14 protein-coding genes and 1 pseudogene are annotated in these 19,980 nt (G+C 33.1%); 1 reads left to right on the forward strand and 14 read right to left on the reverse strand.

What is annotated here, in order from left to right:
* Nucleotides 1-165 precede the first annotated feature (165 nt).
* The 6 genes from MKX37_RS15290 to MKX37_RS15315 form a co-directional block, all read right to left on the reverse strand.
* A complete protein-coding gene (locus MKX37_RS15290; protein ID WP_003190280.1) occupies nucleotides 166-564 on the reverse strand; it encodes a DUF1259 domain-containing protein in 399 nt (132 codons plus the stop codon).
* 329 nt (nucleotides 565-893) lie between these two features.
* Nucleotides 894-1,055, reverse strand: coding sequence for a hypothetical protein (locus tag MKX37_RS15295; protein ID WP_000441003.1), 162 nt, complete (start codon nucleotides 1,053-1,055; stop codon nucleotides 894-896).
* Between the two features lie 626 nt (nucleotides 1,056-1,681).
* On the reverse strand, nucleotides 1,682-2,311 hold the full coding sequence (locus MKX37_RS15300) for a LysE family translocator (protein ID WP_078422112.1): 630 nt from the start codon (nucleotides 2,309-2,311) through the stop codon (nucleotides 1,682-1,684).
* Nucleotides 2,312-2,520: 209 nt separating this feature from the next.
* A complete protein-coding gene (locus MKX37_RS15305; RefSeq protein WP_002017170.1) occupies nucleotides 2,521-2,736 on the reverse strand; it encodes a hypothetical protein in 216 nt (71 codons plus the stop codon).
* 348 nt (nucleotides 2,737-3,084) lie between these two features.
* Nucleotides 3,085-4,530: a L,D-transpeptidase family protein gene (locus MKX37_RS15310; RefSeq protein WP_002128059.1), complete on the reverse strand. Its 1,446-nt coding sequence runs from the start codon at nucleotides 4,528-4,530 to the stop codon at nucleotides 3,085-3,087.
* Between the two features lie 604 nt (nucleotides 4,531-5,134).
* A complete protein-coding gene (locus MKX37_RS15315) occupies nucleotides 5,135-6,667 on the reverse strand; it encodes an alpha/beta hydrolase (protein ID WP_050000575.1) in 1,533 nt (510 codons plus the stop codon).
* 755 nt (nucleotides 6,668-7,422) lie between these two features.
* On the opposite strand from MKX37_RS15315, the pseudogene MKX37_RS15320 reads away from it, so the two are divergent.
* Nucleotides 7,423-7,533 (forward strand): annotated as a pseudogene (locus MKX37_RS15320) (IS6 family transposase); the annotation flags it as partial.
* A gap of 105 nt (nucleotides 7,534-7,638) precedes the next feature.
* On the opposite strand, the gene MKX37_RS15325 reads toward MKX37_RS15320, so the two are convergent.
* The 8 genes from MKX37_RS15325 to MKX37_RS15360 all read right to left on the reverse strand — a co-directional run bounded on the left by MKX37_RS15325 (nucleotide 7,639) and on the right by MKX37_RS15360 (nucleotide 19,623).
* Nucleotides 7,639-8,958 (reverse strand): aromatic amino acid transport family protein, encoded by a 1,320-nt coding sequence (locus tag MKX37_RS15325; protein ID WP_002128061.1) that lies wholly within the window; start codon nucleotides 8,956-8,958, stop codon nucleotides 7,639-7,641.
* Between the two features lie 293 nt (nucleotides 8,959-9,251).
* Complete coding sequence (gene sdaAA, locus MKX37_RS15330) at nucleotides 9,252-10,142, reverse strand: L-serine ammonia-lyase, iron-sulfur-dependent, subunit alpha (protein ID WP_002128063.1); 891 nt, start codon at nucleotides 10,140-10,142, stop codon at nucleotides 9,252-9,254.
* Nucleotides 10,143-10,164: 22 nt separating this feature from the next.
* Nucleotides 10,165-10,863, reverse strand: coding sequence for an L-serine ammonia-lyase, iron-sulfur-dependent subunit beta (gene sdaAB / locus MKX37_RS15335; protein ID WP_078422111.1), 699 nt, complete (start codon nucleotides 10,861-10,863; stop codon nucleotides 10,165-10,167).
* Between the two features lie 1,125 nt (nucleotides 10,864-11,988).
* The gene (locus tag MKX37_RS15340) at nucleotides 11,989-12,486 is read right to left on the reverse strand and encodes a DM13 domain-containing protein (RefSeq protein WP_078422110.1); all 498 of its coding nucleotides are present in this window, start codon (nucleotides 12,484-12,486) and stop codon (nucleotides 11,989-11,991) included.
* Nucleotides 12,487-12,584: 98 nt separating this feature from the next.
* Entirely contained in the window at nucleotides 12,585-13,643 is a 1,059-nt protein-coding gene (locus MKX37_RS15345) for a sensor histidine kinase (RefSeq protein ID WP_002128066.1), read from the reverse strand.
* The gene (locus tag MKX37_RS15350; RefSeq protein WP_002017159.1) at nucleotides 13,640-14,353 is read right to left on the reverse strand and encodes a response regulator transcription factor; all 714 of its coding nucleotides are present in this window, start codon (nucleotides 14,351-14,353) and stop codon (nucleotides 13,640-13,642) included. The genes MKX37_RS15345 and MKX37_RS15350 overlap by 4 nt, the downstream gene beginning before the upstream one ends.
* Before the next feature lie 372 nt (nucleotides 14,354-14,725).
* On the reverse strand, nucleotides 14,726-16,942 hold the full coding sequence (locus MKX37_RS15355; protein WP_002185464.1) for a binary toxin-like calcium binding domain-containing protein: 2,217 nt from the start codon (nucleotides 16,940-16,942) through the stop codon (nucleotides 14,726-14,728).
* Nucleotides 16,943-17,217: 275 nt separating this feature from the next.
* Complete coding sequence (locus MKX37_RS15360; RefSeq protein WP_078206914.1) at nucleotides 17,218-19,623, reverse strand: PAS domain S-box protein; 2,406 nt, start codon at nucleotides 19,621-19,623, stop codon at nucleotides 17,218-17,220.
* Nucleotides 19,624-19,980: the final 357 nt, after the last annotated feature.

Here is a 19,980-nt window from a genome sequence, read left to right on the forward strand (position 1 = left end):
TACAAAAACTCCATTTTGAAAAAAAGCGATCAAAATGGAGTTACTCTTTTTAGCTATATATGAGATTTTATAAAACCATCTACTTAAATCTATTTTCCAAGTATACCATTCAACAATCTGAAATATTCTAATCAGCACAATCACTCATTTAACTAAAAAAATTGGTTAATTGCATAATGCTCTTCTGACTTTCCTTGCAAAAATTAGTGGATCATCAACGTCTTCGATATTAACGTAAATTAAATTTGGATCATCACATAACCACTCATTGTGTATAGACGAAACAATTATTCCTTGTTTAATAATTGTAGCAACAAATTCAGTGACTTCCTTTTGTAAGAGTGCTACCCGCCCTAGACATAATGCCCGTCCAGTTTTATTATCTCGTGATTCGAATGAGAAGGAAGTTGTTACTCTAAAACGTTTCCCCAAGATTGTTGCTTGTATTTCATCTCGATTTATTGTTGCCACGCATTTTCCACCGGCGAATCCTTCTTGGCCGCCGATAATTCTTGCAAACTGTTGACAAATTGATTCCTCATTAATCGCCATACCTTCAATCATCCCCCCTTTTACTGTTAGGTTATGAATGAATACATAGGTCTGAAACGGTAATGAATCTATTCTATTACAAAAAAGATAATGGCAATCTAACGAAAACTGTTAGCTCAATTATTCTTGATCATTTGAATTAACTCGGCTATATATGTTAAGACATTTTTAGAGAGCATAAAAAAGACACCCTAAGGTGCCATCCTCCGACTTGAGAATCATATCTATGTATGGAGAAATTTAGAAAAGAGAAACTTCTAACTATAACTTATAGAGCTCTTATACCATGAATTACTTACATACATATTTCCTTATTTACCGGAAGAATAATCCCCGTTATATTACTTTCTGATCAGTCTCGTTAAAGCCATCCCAATAAATCCAGCACCCATCCCTATTAGCCATCCAGCATGAGTATCACCTAATATAGATCCCACTCCTCCGCCAAGAAACATGCAGCCAACGAATACTAATCCTCCAATTCCCCAATTCGGCCGTTCCATAATTCAATCACATCCCTTCAATAAAACATATGCGATTAACTAGCCTAACTTTCTTGCATGAGATAGTTAATTATTTTGCTTAGGTTTAGCACTTTCAGGGAATTCAAAAGATGCGGAAATTGAGCCATTTGAATGGATTGCAGAAGGTGAATTTAATTTTTTTATATTATAATAACTTAACGAAATCTGTTAGCTCAATTATTCTTGATCATATGAATTGTTACCAGAGTTTAAATAGTGCAGAATTTTTTTGTTATAAGGTGTTTTTCCTTTTCAGCTTGATGGGTATGGGGTGCTACTCCATCGCTATTAAGTTAAGAAACACATTCTTTCCCAAATGTTCAGTTAAAAAATGTCTTAGACTGCATTTAGTTGGTATAACTAGATTCCTCTATTCTAGTTTTCTAAATGTAATACTGGAAAAGATTTAACCTTGTCATTGGAGGGCACATATATTCATGACAATTAATTAAAATAGATCCTGCACTATGAAATAAATTTTTAGATAAACCAAAATAACAAGCAAAAAGCCCCTTCAAATTTGAAGGGGCTTTTTAGTATATAGAAATTAGCTTAAATCAAAGATAACATTTCTTGAAAAGGGGGCATTTTTATATTATTCAGGTTTATTGAGGAGCCTTCGTTTGAAGCAACTTTAACCCCATACCAATAAAAATCATTCCAGTTACTTTATTTAGAATCATCCCTACCTTTTGATTTCCTCTTAATTTTTTTGTGACATATGAAGAGAAATAAGCAACAAATAAACACCACAATAATCCAGTGACTGTAAAAGTAATTCCTAAAATGATAAAAGGCATAGGGCCTGAAGCCTTTGTATCTATAAATTGCGGAAGAAACGCAATAAAGAATAAAGAGACTTTTGGATTCGTGAGACTTGTTAAGAGTCCTTGTAAATATATCTTTCTAATGTTCAATTTATTGGATGAGGCTTGGAAAGCTACATTTGTTTTATCAAGTATCATTTTAATCCCTAAATATACAAGATAGATAACACCTATAACCTTAATGGTGCTAAATAACACAATGGATTTTGTAAGTATAATAGATAAACCAAAAGCAACCAATAATGTATGAACTAAAGAACCAGTAATAATACCAAAAACAGAATACACACCTGCTTTTCTACCTTGTGAAATACTTCTTCCCACAATATACATGGTGTCTGCGCCAGGAATTAGATTTAATAAAATCCCTGTTAGTAAAAACACTTCGTAATTAATAATACCGTACATTCTAGCACCCCTATCTATTTTTTTGGTGCCCTTATTGATATTAAATTAAATAAAAGAAAAAGAAAAGTGTTTTCTATTTATTCAATAAAATTAATGTTTTTTTAATTTACAACCAATAAAACTGATGGAGTGTATCATTCGTATCGCGGACCTAAAACTCACTATTGAATAAGTAAAACCCCAGAAATCCAAAGGTCTCTGGGGCTTCATTATATATTTAGCTCTTTTTGCTTTTTGTTTTGTTTGTGTCTATGCAGCAATTTTCGACTTATGAGAGAAATCAGTAATAAGATCAGTATTAGTACGAAAAGTTGCATAAATGATAAATCAAAATATTTGGCACCTGTAACTATTAAAAGTGTAGAAATCGTACCTTTTACAATGAAAAAAATAATAATCCATAATCCGCCTTTTTTCCAGTTCATTTTTATTTTACCCTTTCCTACGCTTAAATTCTTAAATGGGACACCTTAATAGAAATCTATTATATTAATAAAAAAGTAAACTTTTTCACAAAAATCATGTCCAATTACATGCGACGATTTCATAATAAATGAAAATGATATTCAGTGTCAATTTTATTGACTATTTGAATATCTATTTATCATCTCAATCTCTTTCTACTTCGTTTCTTATAGGCAATGAACTCTTGTTTTCAAACAAAAACACCTCCATTGAATTTGCACACTAAATATGCGAATTCAAGAGGTGTTTTTCATGTACCATCAGATAAGATTTCCTGCTTTATTTATTTCTTGATACGTAGCTATTTTCTAGTACACAATAACTGGATCATTAGTGTTCAAACTATCATATACAGTTTTTGCAACATTAGGAAGAAGGTTTACACACCCGCCTGATCCCCCTGTTAAATAAGCATTATTTGCCCAGTCTTTTCGCCAGCCTGCATCATGGAATCCTTGGCCGCTATTTGTGAATGGAACCCAGTAATCTACCTTAACTGCATAATCAGCTTTACCTACTGCGCTGCCTTTGAGCGTGTATGGTGTTCGTTTATATAAGACGTACCACACACCTGGTGATGTATCTTCACTCGTGCTATGTTTACCAGTTACTACATTTGTTGTGACGACTAATTTCCCATCTTTATAAATCCAAATTTGTTGATCTGCAATTGAAACTTCCGCATACGTGTCTCCGATGCCATTATTCGATGTTGTTTCATAACCGATACCTTCCTTCTCCCAACCATTTCCATGGATATTAGAAGCAGATAGCGATTTTTCACCCTTTTCAAAAGCTTGTTGAACTTGTTTTGTTTCTTTTTCAACATCTAGTGCCCAGCCGTAGCCTTGTCCTTTTACTGATATGACCGAACCGGAATGGGTTTTAAAGCTGAAATTTTTATTTAATGTTGATTTAGCATTATTAATTTCAGCAATCTTATTTTTAATGTCGCTCGCATCGATTGTAACTTTCATATCCTTTGACATAGAGGCATTCTGAATTAAATCTTTCGCTTTTAAAGGATACACTTCATTCTGCACTTTATACTCAACAGACTGCCCAAGAAGATTCTGTAGTGCTTTCTCCTCTTTTTTGACAATCGGATCGTCTTCTTTAATAGGCTGTATGTATGTAGACTTCAGATGAATTTCACTTTTATACTTCTGCTTGTCGTAATCTTTCAGTAGACTAGTAACGTCATACTGTTTTCCATCAACGCTCTTCGAAATAACAACTTTTCCTTGTTCAAGCTTCGCCATAGCATCTTGAGGCGCTTTTAATTTTTCATTCATAGAGATGAGCTTTTCTTCTACAAGTTTTTTCATCGTTTCACTACGATACTGATCCGCCTTTTCCGGTAGCACTGAATATTTTTTTTCCTTTGAGGAAGGGAAAAATGTCCACTGGCTTTTTAATAGTTTCTTAACTTGAGGCAAATCTTTTTCCGTAAGTTCCGTTTTTGTATCTTTTTCATCTAAAATTTGTTGTTGATCAACATAGACTTTGTTTTCTAGTCCAGATGTTTTTAATTTCTGTATTGCCTGATCAGCGTTCAGACCACCGACTTTTGTGTCATTAATCGTAACATTTGAATTGAAGTGAGTTGTCTGATAATAACTCATTCCTCCAATGAGAAGTACAATTACACCAACACCCGCTGCAATAAGCTTCCAATTTGTAAAACGTTTGCTTGATCTTACTCGTTTTCTCTCAACTTCTTCAACTGATTCATTTATTGGATTATTGTTCATCAATCTTTCCCCCGTATACATTAACGTCAATCGATTTTAAACTAAAACCATTGACTAGTGTACCTTATTTTTCCTAAAATTTCATTATTTTTAAAAAGATTTTATCGCATTTAATTAATTAAATTCGGGTTTTTCAATAGTACGATACATTGAATAACCCTTTACAAGTAATAAACTGAAACTTTAATCAACTGTTACACCAAGGGATTTAGCTAAATCTCTTGTGAAAGCTTTTTCTCTTTACGTAAAATACGAAGTATGTTCTCCATTTTTATGAACATCACCCCTAATTTTGCCAAAAACTTTTACATTATTAGTTTATATAATTCTGTTATTAATGTTAATTTTTTTTACATTTCAAAAAAATAAACGATAATCCTTCTACATCTTAGATAGAAAGAATACCGTTTTTTCGTTTAGAGTATTTGTATATACTTCCAAATATTAAGACGCTAGCATGGATGATGCCCCCAGGTATGAGAATCTAAAGTATTTGAATAAGAAACTTTACTCCGTTCGTTATAGTTATTTACATCATAATATAATTATATATATTTCTATCTTAAGGACTGAAAATAGCTATTTAAAAATATAGTTGCTAATTTTATTTCAATCTTCCTTGCACCCAAGTAGCAATATCATTTATAACATACTCAGGGATATTAGCAGGACTATAATATTCATCCGATTTACTTAATTCTCCATCTTCTTCTGTAAAGAAGTGATTTAACTTTGGATATAGTCGATAATCAACGTTATCTCGCTCTTTTAATTGTTCTTTCCAAAAGGGAATTTCAATTTTTGAAGGAACTCGATAGTCTCTTTCTCCTTGAAGAATAAGAAGCGGTGTTTTTTGTTCTTTTGACATTTCTGCTGCTTTAATTTTACGGATTGAATCCCAATATACTGGTGGTCCTAAAGAAAAATCCTTTGGAGGATTCTGACTAGAGAAATTAGGATCCTTTAATAATTCAAATTGCGATTTGTAAAATTTATATTCTTCTGGTTTCATTTCTCCAATAGAAAGACGATACTCAAATTGATCTAAAACATTGTCTATGAATGCCTTGGCCGCCCCTCCCATCACAATTGCCCCAGCAATATTTTGATTTTGATTTTTTTCAATTATCCTCGGAATCATCATTCCACCTTGACTATGACCAAGAATATAAATTTGATTCTTATCTATCATAGGTTCATTTTGAAGAAAATGAGTCACCAAAAGAGCATCATCTGTTGTCTCTTTATCAACTGTATAAAAAGGACTAAGTTCTGTTTTCAATCCATGTTCATAGGTTCGTTTATTATAGCGAAGGACAGCAATTCCTTTCGAAGCAAGACCTTCAGCTAGATCGCGAAATGGTTTTAAAGCATACGTTGCTGAATCCTGATCGACTGCTCCAGCTCCATGAACAAGAATAACCGCTGGAAAAGGGCCCTTTCCCTTTGGAACAGATAATGTTCCTGGTAATGGAAATGCACCACTTCCAACTACTACTTCTTTATCAATAAATGATTCAGGTTTACTATATGATGGCCGATCTGCAACAGGACTAAACGACATACTGAGTTGAAAATCATCTATTTTTCCAGATGGATCTAGTTTAATTAATAAAGGTACTGTAAATTGTTCAAAAACTAATTTAATCTCAACATTTGTATGAACAGAATTCGTCTCTTTTTGTGTCACCTCTCCAATTCCCATAAAAGAACCTGCTGGTAATTTCGTAGGAAGTTCCTCCCAATAGTTCTTCAGCCATTTTTCAGATATTATTTTCTGTAATGATCGAGAAGTTAAATCAAATGCAGATTTATAATCTTCAGTATGCATAGAACGGATAAATGAAAGAGCAGTAGATATAACAGGATTTTCATCGTCAATATTGTCTATTTTTTTTATATTTGTGTTTGTTTCCTTTAATTTCGATTTAATTTGGTGGTTGAACGGATTATTATATGTATTTTGATATAAACTTGTTTTCAATACGTCCTTATTCCGTCCCTCATACAAGTTTGAATAATCCTCGAAATTTTTAGGTGAAATTACTTCCTCCGCATATGAAACCGAAGGAATGGTTATTGCACACATTGCACCGACAAGTAATAACTTACTCCCTATTCTTTTTTTCGTGCTCATATTTATTAATTCTCCCTTCACAATTAAAATTTTTAATACAGCATGCCTAGTACTATAAGGAAATAGAAATTTTACAGGCGATTAATAATCTATTTTACAATCCCCTCTAACGGGTTAAAAAGCTATTATAAACAAACTTTAATATAAAATGCCTTCTCCCTCTTTTTCCACATGTATGTTAACTCTAGAAATTACTTCTTTTCTTTAAAACACTCTTTTTACTGGTTTATTTTTCATATATAAGTCGTACCTGTTTCCCCCTTCGTGCTACTTTATATTTTTATCATATACAATGAAAATCTCTTTTTCCTTACCTATTCCTTACAAATCCCTTACATTCGAAATCGCTTTTATAATAGTGCTGTATGAACCTCTGTGCCTGAAAGCGCAAAAAAAAGAAACACCAATGTTATTTGCTTTGGTGCTTCTTTTTCACGCTTTAAATTTTGATTATTTTTCTTGCTATGTAACACAAATTACATTGTGCTGTCTGGAACACTCCTAACGTTGTTAAAATCACTTGTTTCAATAGTAAAATTTATACTAGAGGGTACTCATATCCAACAGTTTAAGAAAAAGAAACGCCTCAAAACAAAAAATGAGCTGACTTCTCAAAATAACTAAATGTAGAGACAGAAAATTTTCATTTAAGGGTGACTTCAAAACCATTAACTTAAGAAACGGATATTCTCCAGAACGAAAAATAAGAAGGATTCTTTCAAAATACTAGCTTGATGTACATTAATTGGCACCATAATATGATTGAATTAAACTCATTACAAACAGCTAAGAAAGTGATTGCTGGAATAGAAGTTATGCTTATAATCAAAAAAGGACAAACTCCCCAAGGGGAAAAGTTTGTCCAATACCATAATCGCTCTGGTTTAATAATATTTAATTCAGTTCCGCTAGGAATTTTTCATTCTTTTTTCATATCCCACTATTTTTGCATCAGAACTAACAATAGTAAATTAGAATAACGACTTAATACTCGCTAGGACAGTAAGGATACCTATAACAATAACAAATACATTGCTCATCTTCCCTCTATATTTAGCTAGTACAGGCACTTTACGAATTGCATACATTGGTAATAGACATAAGATAGCCGCAACTAACGGACCGCTAAGGGCATCAATGATTCCAAGAATACTTGGATTTGTATAAGCAACATACCAGCATGTTAATACGACAAAAGTAAGAATCATTGTCTTAACTGTTTTTTCTCCTATATCTTTCCCACGTTTTTTACCGGACTTGATAATCATGTCACGCATTACCTCATACGCCCCTATATAATGGCCAAGGAAAGACTTTGTAATAGCCACAAATGCAATGATAGGCGCCGCAATAGTGATTACTGGTGAATTAAGCTCATTAGCAAGATATGATAGGATTGACAAGTTCTGTTCTTTTGCCACCTTAAGATCATCTGGAGTCAAACTTAAAGTACTGCTCCAAACAAAGAACATAACAACAGCGAATGTCATGATATAACAAACTTTTTGTATTTGAGCACACTTGGCATCAGTAGCATCTATTCCATACGTAGCTCTCTGTTTCATAACGAATGACGAAATCATAGGAGAATGATTAAACGAGAATACGATGATTGGTAGTATCATCCATATTGTTCCAAAATATCCCGTTCCAGTTGAAGCAGTAGAAACACTTGAAAAACTTAGCATTGACGTATTCCACTGTGGAATTAAAGATATTGCGATAAAAAGTAGAGAAACAATGAAAGGATATACTAGCATGCTCATTATCTTTACAGTAATATCTTGACCAAAATTTAGTATAGCGATAAGACCGAGTACTAATACAAGCGATAAAATGGCCCTTGGAGGCTCCTGCATGTGCAATTGATGCACGATAAAACTACTTGCAGTATTTGTAAGTGCAACCGAATACATCAGCACGATCGTATAAATTGAGACGAAATATACTATGTTAAAAATGATACTTGCCTTATTTCCGAAATACTCTCTTATAGTACCCGTAATCCCCTCATCAGCAGAATTAGAAGCGTATATCATTTTAGCAAGCGCCCTATGTGAGTAATACATAACTGGATATGCAAGTATGGTAATTAACAGTAATGATAATAAACCACCTGAACCTGCATTAATAGGTAAGAAGAGTACTCCTGCTCCAATTGCTGTTCCAAAAAGACTCAATGCCCAGGTAGTATCCTGTTTATGCCACTTTTTAGGGTCTGGATATTTCTCATTTTTTACTGCAGTATTATCAGCTTGAAATTCTATGTTTTTTGCAGTATTCCCATTCATATAATAATTCCTCCTAGTTTCCTATTCTTACTTCTCTATTTAAGGCATCGGAATATAGACCGTTCTTGAAAAATGAATTGCTTATAAAGTGCGCCACATCGTATATCCTTCTTCTAAGTTAATCAAAATCAAAAAATTAGCGAAGCATCAATCTGACGGGGTTGTTACAACTTGCAAAATATTCCAATTGTATAGTAGTATATTTTATTAGTAATTCCCCCAATATACAGACATCCTTAGGCGAACAATAGAGAATAGATTGTTAACTATTTCACAATATACCCGATGATTGTTCATTGATTTGATTGTTTCTCTCCAAAGATTTTATTTTTAATGGCAATCCCTGTAGGTGTTGCTGCAATTCCACCTAAACCTGTCTCTCTTAATTCGCGAGGCATCTGTCTTCCAACTCTATACATCGCTTCAATAACTTCGTCAGCATTGATGATATTGTTTACGCCGGCTAATGCGATGTCCGCTGCTGCTAAAGCATTTGCCGTTCCAATGGCGTTTCTCTTTACACAAGGAATTTCTACCAAACCAGCGACCGGATCACAAACTAAACCGAGTAAATTTTGTAATGCAATCGAAAAAGCTACAGAAGATTGCTGTGGCGTTCCACCTGCAGCTTCTACCGCAGCTGCAGCCGCCATCGCTGAGGCACTGCCTACTTCAGCTTGACATCCTCCGTACGCTCCTGAAATACAAGCGTTGTTTGCGACTATCGTTCCAAATAACGCTGAAGTAAATAGAAAATGAATCATATCTTCATGACTTAACTGCAACGTATCTTTAATACTAAATAGGACTCCCGGAATCGTCCCACTCGCACCTGCTGTTGGAGTTGCACAAATAGCTCCTAATGCAGCATTTACTTCATTAACACCGATAGCACTTTGGATCCCTAACACCATCAAATCTCCAGAAAGGGTTTTCCTATTTTCTCGATAGTTTTTAATTTTAACAGCATCACCTCCGGTTAAACCAGTTGGAGAAAATACACCGTCGCCCTCGATACTTTTATTTATAGCATTTTGCATAGTCGCTAAATTTCGTTCCATTTTACTCCAAACTTCTTCATAAGTAGATTTAGTTTGTTCAATTTCCTGTTCAATTGCTAATTCATAAATTGTCTTTTGGCTTTTATTAGCTGCATCCACAATTTCTTTTATGGCCATATACATATTTTTTCACTCCCTAATGTAACTAAAGAATAATGAGCTTAGCTATATTGCTTAAATTTCCTAATTCCTCCTGGAGATTACCAGGCAATAGCGAATCCAATGCGAATGCATATAAATATTTCCTATTTCCTTCTAAACTATGAAAGTTATTAATTTCTACATCATATTGTTTAAAGATCCTGCGTAAAACAAATTCAAAGTCAGCTCTTTCGGAAATTGCAATAATGACTGGCAATGGCCCCTGCAGATCTAAACTAAATCCGTCAATTTCAACATGTTTGATTTCAATTAATCCACCGCCGACAGAAATACCCATCGTTCTAATACTTCGACTTTCATCCTCTAAATATACATCTGCCGTATTTGGATGATCAGCAGGACTATCACCCGCTTTTTCAATAAAGGTAATGTCGATTCCTTTAGATTCTGCTATTTTAATAGCATCTGGCACTTCGCTGTCATCGGCTGCAAATCCTAGTATCCCAGCAATAATCGCAAAATCAGTTCCATGTCCTTTATGGGTTTCAGCAAATGATTCATAATACCTTACCACGACTTTTTTTGGAAGACCTTGAAATAATTTATTGGCTACTGTTCCAATAGCCAAAGCACCTGCAGTATGTGAACTTGAAGGACCTATCATTATGGGCCCAATCACATCAAAACAACTTTTGTATTTAACAACCTTTTTTTCTTTAATAGATGCTACATTCATTTTCATATAAGCACCCCCATAATTTATTATTTTTAATTGCAGTTGAATCTAAGTTACTAAAATGACTGATTCAAAACAAGACCTTATTGAAGGCGCTTTCATTCTCGTGTCAAATACACTTTTCCTTTTGATCACATACCTTTCTTAGAGTAATCATGTCAGTATGTCCAAATTTAAAAGGTTATTTACAATGTCATTAGGATTTTTGCAAAAAAACTAGGTTTGATACTTTCTCTAGAGGTAATAAATTCTTTCTCGACGCCCTCATTATAGCTTGTATATTTATGAGTACAATATTTTTTTATTTTTAGAAAGATTGAATAAACAGAATCTTGAATGGGTAATAGATTACACTTAGCATGTAGCAATTGTGTCCTTTGTTTGAAGCTGTATTAGTTAGTAGAAAAGCAAAAATAACACAGAATTCCTTTCATTAACACATTGATTATATTGGAAAATCATTATAATGATACTTATATTATCCTTTGTTGAAACATTTAATTTTGGACATGAAAGCTGTTGCAATAAATGATTAATATAGATAGCAAGTAATAAATTAATGAACTATAAAATCATTTTTGAATATTAATCATTGATTTTGCATTAACATTCATTTTTCAGAAAAAAGGAACTTCTTTTTTTATAATCTTAATTTAAAGTAATATTTTGGTAATATCCAACAATTTACACCATCCCCTTTACAGTTATGGAAACCCTAATTAGATTTAAAAAGAGAGAAGAGCTCATCGATGCTCCTCTCTCTTTTTTATTTACTTAAGATTACTATTCAAATTGCTTATTGCATCTTTAAGCTGACTTTTAAATTATAAACTTTAATTTCCATACTTCTTTACAAGCCGATAAATGAAAAAAGTATATGTTCCTTCAAAATTAAGTTATAAAAGAGTTATGTTTTCCTGTAACATATTATTCATCCTTCTATTCACAGACAGTACGCTTCCACACTAAATAAAATCTCTCCGTAAACGTCCAATAGCTCTAAAATATACAAATATTGAAGAATATGAAAAAAACACTCTTATGAGTGCCCTTCTTAGCAACTAAGTCCGCTGCAACTATTATCATTCCCCCGATGAATTTTGCCTGTAAGAGGAAATTTTAAGTTCATATTTAATTATTAAAATAAACCGCACCAAAGTTTTCATTAAATCTTTTACACCAAACAGAAACCGAACCATATTCACTTACATCTATCCCTTCAGGAATTTCGTAGTTTTGGTCTCCTTTATTTCCCTTTAATTTTCCTAATTCAATATACTGATAGTTTTTCACGTCTTCATTATTTTTCAAACGATTTGTAGGAACTAATACAACTCGTACATCTGGCCCATTAGATGTTGCAAAATCAGAAATTCGTAAAACACGTTTTCCATCCGCTAATTGGTAAATTTTTGCCGTTCCAGTTGTTTCATGGACACCGTTTTGAAACTGACCTTCCCTTATTACTCGATCACTTTGTTGCCTTACTTCAGTTGATTGTATCTCTGCTTGTGGCAATGATTCATTTACGTGCTTATCAATAAATAATTTCTCTGGTCGGAACAATGACCATAAAATCCCCAATACAATTATCAAACCACCTATAAGCCATACATATTTTCTTTTCATAAAGTAAAAAACCTCCTGTAACATACTGTGTAGTAGTATGTTAACAAGAAGGTCTTTCATTTTTCTAACGTAAATGTTACAAAAGTCTTTCAGCCGTCTTATTTTTTTACTGATGTGATGGGAAGAGTGAACCAAAATTCACTTCCCTGCTTACCATCTGCGCGATTCCTTACACCAATTTCCCCTTTGTGCATTTCAATCAATGATTTTGCAATAGCTAATCCAAGTCCGGAACCTCCAGATTGTGAACTTCTTGATCGATCTGTTCTAAAAAAACGTTCAAATACGCGTAATTGATCATTTGGAGAAATTCCCATTCCTTCATCCCGCAAAGTGAATTGGACCTGTTGAGTTGGTTTATTTTCCACTACAGTCAATTCAATTGTTCCAGAGATAGGAGAATATCGAATTGCATTATGTAATAAATTACCTATGACCCTTTCTATTTTACAAGGCATAATCAAAAGTCGAGGTAATGTATCAGGGACATCCAATTGCACATGGATTTGTTTGTCTCCTAATAAGACAGAATGTGACTCTAATACATCTAATAGAACTTTATCTAAATGTGTGAAACTTGGGTGAAAATCTACTTGCTCAAACTCTAACTTTGAAAGATCAAATAAGTCGTTAATTAATCCATTTAATCTTTCTATTTCTTTTAAAACCGTTGCTAAGTATTGCTTTTTCATTTCAGGATCTTCAATCAGGTTATCTTGTAATGCTTCTATCATCATTTGCATGCTAGTCATAGGTGTTCGTAAGTCGTGTGAGATATTGGTAATTAGCTCCTTACGAGAGTTTTCCTGTTCCTCTAACTTAGTAAACCCTTCTTCTAATTTTTTTGCCATCTGTTGAAAGGCTGTTGCCAATTCTTTAAACTCACGTGGTTCTTGCCCAATTATATACATCGTTTCAAAGTGTCTATCACTAAATTGTTTCGTCAATTTTATTAAATTTTGTATAGATCTCATGATAGGACGTGTCATTAACCAATAAATAAACGTTGAAATAATGAATGCCACAAATGCAATTACTGTTAATAACCGCGTTTGTTCCGGTTCAAGTAACATTTTCGTATCACTATACCATATAGCAATTACCATAATACTAGTACTTAATAGATTCATGAGTAACAATTGAATACGTAATCTCATGTTTCATTTCCTCCATTTGGCTCAAAGCGATATCCTATACCCCAAACCGTATGAATCCAACGATTCTTTATCGTATGCTTCTCGAGTTTTTCACGTAAACGACTCACTAACACGGTAACTGTGTTTGATGCTCCTTCATGTCCAAAATCCCAAATTAATTCAAGAAGCTGCGAGCGAGAAAATACTTGTTTTGGATGCTTTGCCATGAGATAAAGTACCTCAAACTCTTTCACCGTTAACTCCACTTCCTTATTACAAACAAGTACATATCTTGTCTTTGGATATATTTTTAAATCTGGAAACTCTATCACTTCCAATAAGGATTCTTTCGCTTGTATTTGTACATGGCTTCCTCTTCTTAGTATAATTTGAACCCTTAATACTAATTCACGAGGGGAAAATGGCTTTGTTAAATAATCATCTGCCCCCATTGTTAAGCCTAAAATTCGATCCCTTTCCTCTCCCTTAGCAGTTAACATAATAATAGGGACATTTGATTGTTGACGAATTTCCTCGCATAATTCCCATCCATCTTTTTTTGGCATCATCAAATCTAATATAATTAAATCTGGTTGATGTGTAAGAAATAAATCCCAACCTTCTTTACCATTTACAGCGGTATAAACTTCATATTCTTCTCTTTCTAAATACCGTTTGCATACTTCTCGAATATTTTCTTCATCTTCTACGATTAAAATTCTTTTCTTCATATACTATCCTCACTTCTTTTTCACCAATAACAAAAAATTTATTTTTTCTATTACCCAATAAAAATATCTTTATAGGTAAAGATATAAAAACTAATCACATAAATAAATCAGAATTCCACATTTCACCCTCGAAACGAATGAAAATTCGGAAAATAAATCATGTAATACAGATAGTAATCTTAACATTTGATTACTTATATGACTAGATAAGTATTTAAAATAGTAGTTTCTAAATTATATAAATTAAAAGGAATGAGTCCGATTCACCATCGAACTCATTCCTTATTAGTAACCTAAATTATTGTATCTAACTTTTCGGATTCAATTCATTTCCAGTTCTCTTTCCAAACTTAGCAACAGAACTGTTACCTATTACTGAACTCTTGATAGATTCCATGCTATAGTATCAGTCCCATTCTCTCCATTACCATATTTCATATAATCGATTAAATATCCTACCTTTAACTTATTACCATTAGATAGTATGTTCCATTGCTTATGGTGTCCAGTGAAATTCTTTGGATATGCATGATTAAATTTAAAAGTACTTGCGTTCTGTTTTTGATCTAAATGGATATAACTATCTTGAAGTTTTAAATATGCATAATCTGAATAAATAGGATTTTGAAATTTAATTAATACCTCTTCATCCTTTTTAATTGGTTTTCCAGGTTTAGGTTGACCTACTCTTTCAATAATTACATTCACTTTTTCATCGCTAGATTTTTCAGCCCAAAGATACTCCCATTTATTCCCTGCATGATGACTTCCTAAATAAGCTGTATTTCCATATGAAGCCACGGTATAAGGAACTCCTTCTGTAACAAATTCACCTGAATTATCTACTACATAATCTTCAAATTCTTTATTAGCTTTAATTTCAGTATCAATCTTTTGTGTAGGCGTTAGATTGTGTGCGTCATTGATTTCAAATGTAACTTTTCTGTGCGCAGCAATTTCAGATTTAATAGGGTGTATATTTTCTCTAGACTCATATGTAAATCCATTTTCACGTTTAACCAGTGTTACTGTTTGTGACGGAGCATTCCATTTCTTACTATAAGTAGTAGGAATATCTTTACTCACTCCAAATAAACCAGGTAAAATTGTTGCCCTAATCTTTTGCGTCACAGAATCATAACTACCTTCTACTAATGTTGGTTGCTGTAGCTTTGCAAAAGCTCCGTGTACAGAGTCTTTATGTAAATAACCGCGATCTCCCTGTCCCGCTTTTAAATCGTTCAATGCATCAGTTCCATTATTAGCTGAAACCACTGATACGTTATTAGTACTTTTAGCCTTGTTTACAATATGATTTACTTTTTTCGTATCTATATTTACCTGTTGAAAAACTTCGTTATAGGATAAAACTGGCTTATCAGCAAGAGATTTGTCTTTAGGAGTATATACCCTAAACTTTGGTATATTTCCTATATCTGTTTCTAATTGTTCAGTAACTGCATTTACTCTAGACTCATATCTCCCTGAATCCCCCAAATGCATAATTTCTTCACCTTTTTCAATAGATAAATCCATTGTACTTGTAGGTAAAACTTCAATCGAAAGAAGTTCCCCTTGTTCAACAGCTTTCAATTCATCCAAAGATAAGACAATATTCGCATCTGCTTGTCCTTCTAAACTGTCAATTACTACTTCTGTTTTATTCCGTCCACCTTTTTCTGTACTTAAATAGTTTGCTTTATAACGATCTTGTGTTGCCTTTACAGTATTAATAATTTTGTTTCCTAAACGAATATTAAAATGAGGCGAAACATTTTCAGCGGATGCTGTTCCTACATTCTTATATTCCAAATGTACCCGTAATTTTGCTGCGTTCGCTGTGTCCACAGTTGTTGCAGTAGACCAATCAAAATTATTTGTATAACTCTCCGTTTCCGTAGTTGTTTTTGAATATCCGTATCCCACATTTGCTGAAACACTTCCGGAAGGAACAGGACCGGCTGCTGAGCCTTCTACACCACCTGAACCACTTAAACCTACATTAAATGAATGTTGTGTAGATACACTTTTTTCCCATCCTCTACTAACTGATCCGCCATTATTATCCGTAATGGTTGCAATAGGAATTACTTCAATTCGTTTGACACCAATTTGCAAATTCGGCATGTTGGCAACTATCGGATTGAAATTAGTATCAGAATCGTTGTTATAATTCTCAACCTCATACATATCAGTAAAAGGATCACCATCCGTATTTGCATTCATAGGATTCGATATAAATTTTGGTTTCCCTTTATCCTTCTCGGGATCCCATGCTTTCGCTTCATTTTTTCCAGTTTGTGAATTGAATTCAATTTTATATCCATTAATCTCTAAGTCGTTGGAAATACCATCTTTATCCCAATCGTTGTTTGCCATTTCAATGTTTTGTGTAATGAGTGAACCTATTTCCCCATCAGATCCGAGCGTGAAATTCTTATCTTCTTTTTTTACATTTGCATTCTCTTTGAATATTTCAACTGTACCTCCTGGATTCGGTTGTTTTACATCTGCTAAAGCAGGAGATGCTAAAGTCAGTGCCATCGATACACTACCTAATACACTAATTGCTGGCTTCAATTGTTTCATTGTTATTTTTCCTCCTTGGTTTCTAGGTCCATTAGAACACCTACTAGTAAGATTAATTTCATCATATATAACAAATCTTTCTTTTCTCTCTCATAACTGTTAAAAAAGTCTCTCGTAAATATTACAAAACACTTACAGAGTTTTTAAAAGCCATAAAATCTATATATGAAACATCAAAAAGCCGTAATATGAAGAATCGATTACAATATATACAAAAAAGCAGCTAGCCAAAGCTAACTGCTCACTAACTTATAAAATTTCAGTAAAAGAATGTATTAATTTTGAAGTGTGCAAATTGGGAGAGTGACTTCAACTATAGTCCCCTTATTCACTTCACTCTCAATAAATACCTTCCCCTGGTGTGTTTCAATAATTTTATAACAGACCATTAATCCTAAGCCGATTCCCTCTTCCTTAATACTGTAAAAAGGTTCTCCTAAATATGGTATACGTTCTTTTGGAATCCCACATCCTTGATCGATAAAGCGAATCCTTATTTGATTATTATCAAGTTTATCAAATTGAATCAAAATTTCTCCTCCTGTTGGCATGGATTCAATTGCATTTTTTATAATATTAACAAATACTTGTTTTAATTGATTTCCTTCACATGGAATCAGTGGAATACCAGGTGTAAAATCAATTCTAATTTTTATATTATTCATCATTGCTTGAGGTTGCAGTAGCATTAAAACTTGATCCATTAGCACACTAATATCATTAGGTTGTATCTTTACCACCTGTGGTTTGGCTACCGCCATAAATTCATTAGTAATACTTTCTATACGCTCAATCTCTGATGATACTATATTTATATAACCCCGATTATTCTCAGTTTCCGTTGATTTTAGTAATTGCATAAACCCTTTCATTGCGGTTAATGGATTATTAATTTCATGAGCCATTGCAGTCGCTAATTGTCCTACGACAGCAAGTTTTTCAGATTTCCGTAGTAATTCTTCTGTTTTTAGCCGTTCAGTGATATCACGAGAAATACTTAGGAAAACTTTTTTACCATTTAAGTTAAAAACACGGACACTAAACTCAGTTGTTATTATTTTTCCTGTTGGAAAAACATATTCATCTTGCAAAGTGAAGGAAGTTTGTCCCTCTCTAATTCTTTTTAACAACCTTACAATCATTTTAGAATCTTGTGGTACTACATTTGGAAATGGTAACGAGAGCAGTTCTTCTCTACTATATCCAAATCTTTTACAACCAACAGGGTTTACCTCAATGAATCGACTTGGAACATGATTTTCATTCAGCTCTACTACATATACTGCATCAGTTGCTTGTTCGATTAGTGCACGGTACTTCATTTCACTATCTTTTAATTGTTGGTGTAATCGATGTCGTTCTCTTTCTGCTTGTTTTCTTTCAGAGATGTCTCTACATATTGCAGATAAAGCTATCACATTTCCTCTTACGTCTAGTATAGGAGAAACTGTCAGACTGACATCAAGAAGACTTCCATCGTTACGTCGTCTAACAGTTTCTAATCTAGTAACTACGGATTCTCTAGTTAGAATTTTCTGAATATTTTCAAGTGATTCTTCCATTAAGAAATCTGGTACACAGGGTAATCTCTTACCTATGATTTCTTGTAATGACCATCCAAATATCTTTTCATAAGCTTTATTTGCTTGTAAAATATGCCCTTCTCGATCAGAAATGGTAATAGCATCTACATTATGCTTTATAAATGATTCTAGTAATTCTTTGGTAGCTCTTAATTCTGATTCTACCTTTTTCCTTTCGGTTATATCGACTATAGAACCAACAACTTCCATAACTTGTCCATTTCGTTTAATCGGCCTAAGTGCAATAAGAATAATCGTTTTATCATCTGGCCAGGGTAATTCGAATATAATTTCTTTCCCTTCCCATGCCTGAAGATAATACTTCATCAATTGTGGAACTAAATGTGGTGGAACAATAGAAGCATCAATAGTCCGTAAGCTTTTCCCTACCACCTGTTCAGAATAAAATCCTTTTTGATAATAAAACTGTCCATCACATAAAGTGTGTATAAAGTGCTTACCCACTTTTTTAAATTTAAAAATCCCTCCTTGAAGCTCATGTACGGTATCTGTGAGTTCTTGCTTGGATTTTTTTAATTCCCGATTCATTTTAGATAAGTCCTGTGTTAAATAATATAATCTCTGGTAGGCTTCCATAAGAAATAGCCCAATTAAAAGCCCTAAAGCTATATATAATAAGCCTCCAGTGTAAAGTAACTTAGTATTAAAGAATACACCAACTAACCACTTTATTCCAACAAAAACAGAAAAATATAAAGATGCACTTTTAAAAGGATGAAGGTTTTTAAAATATGTTTTAAAAGTAACAAATAGGATACCCAAACCTAAATAAGCAATCACAGGAGGTTCCCAGTAACCTCCAATGTAAAAGATACGCATGATAATAATGCTAATTAATGTAATCCAACCAGCAATGCGACCAAAGTAAATAAAAGATAAAATAAGAGGAACAACTCGAAGATCGTAGGAAAATCCCATGTATGGAAAAGAAAAGAGCATCAAAGTAACTGCAATAATCCCTCCATAGAATTTTTCGAAATATCGCCTGGAATGAATCAAAAACACTTGAATAAATATCGCTGCGCTAACTAATAAAGAAAAAATAGAAAGATTGATGAAATAGTCTTTAATAATCATGTAATGTCCCTCCTTGCATTAAAGATATATTCGACAAAAAAACAGAAAATCCTACAAATAGTACAAACAGTTCAGGTGTAAAAAATATAATTCCCTACATGACAGTACATGTAAATAGTATCATATTGATTCAAATCGAAAACCAGGGAATCTTCCATTTGAACCTTCAAACACCCCAAAAATAAGGTGTTTATTCTCTCTTTTTATTTAAATGTTATGTACAAAAAAACGTAGGAATATTTAATTCCTATGTTTTTTATAAATTAATCAATTCCTTCACTATTACAATTCTTCAAATTCCTCAATTTCGGCTTTTCGCTTTAAAAATATTGCAATATCTTTATTACAAGTTGCTCT

This window comes from Bacillus sp. FSL R5-0709 (assembly GCF_038004785.1).
GTDB classification, from domain to species: Bacteria; Bacillota; Bacilli; order Bacillales; family Bacillaceae_G; genus Bacillus_A; species Bacillus_A mycoides.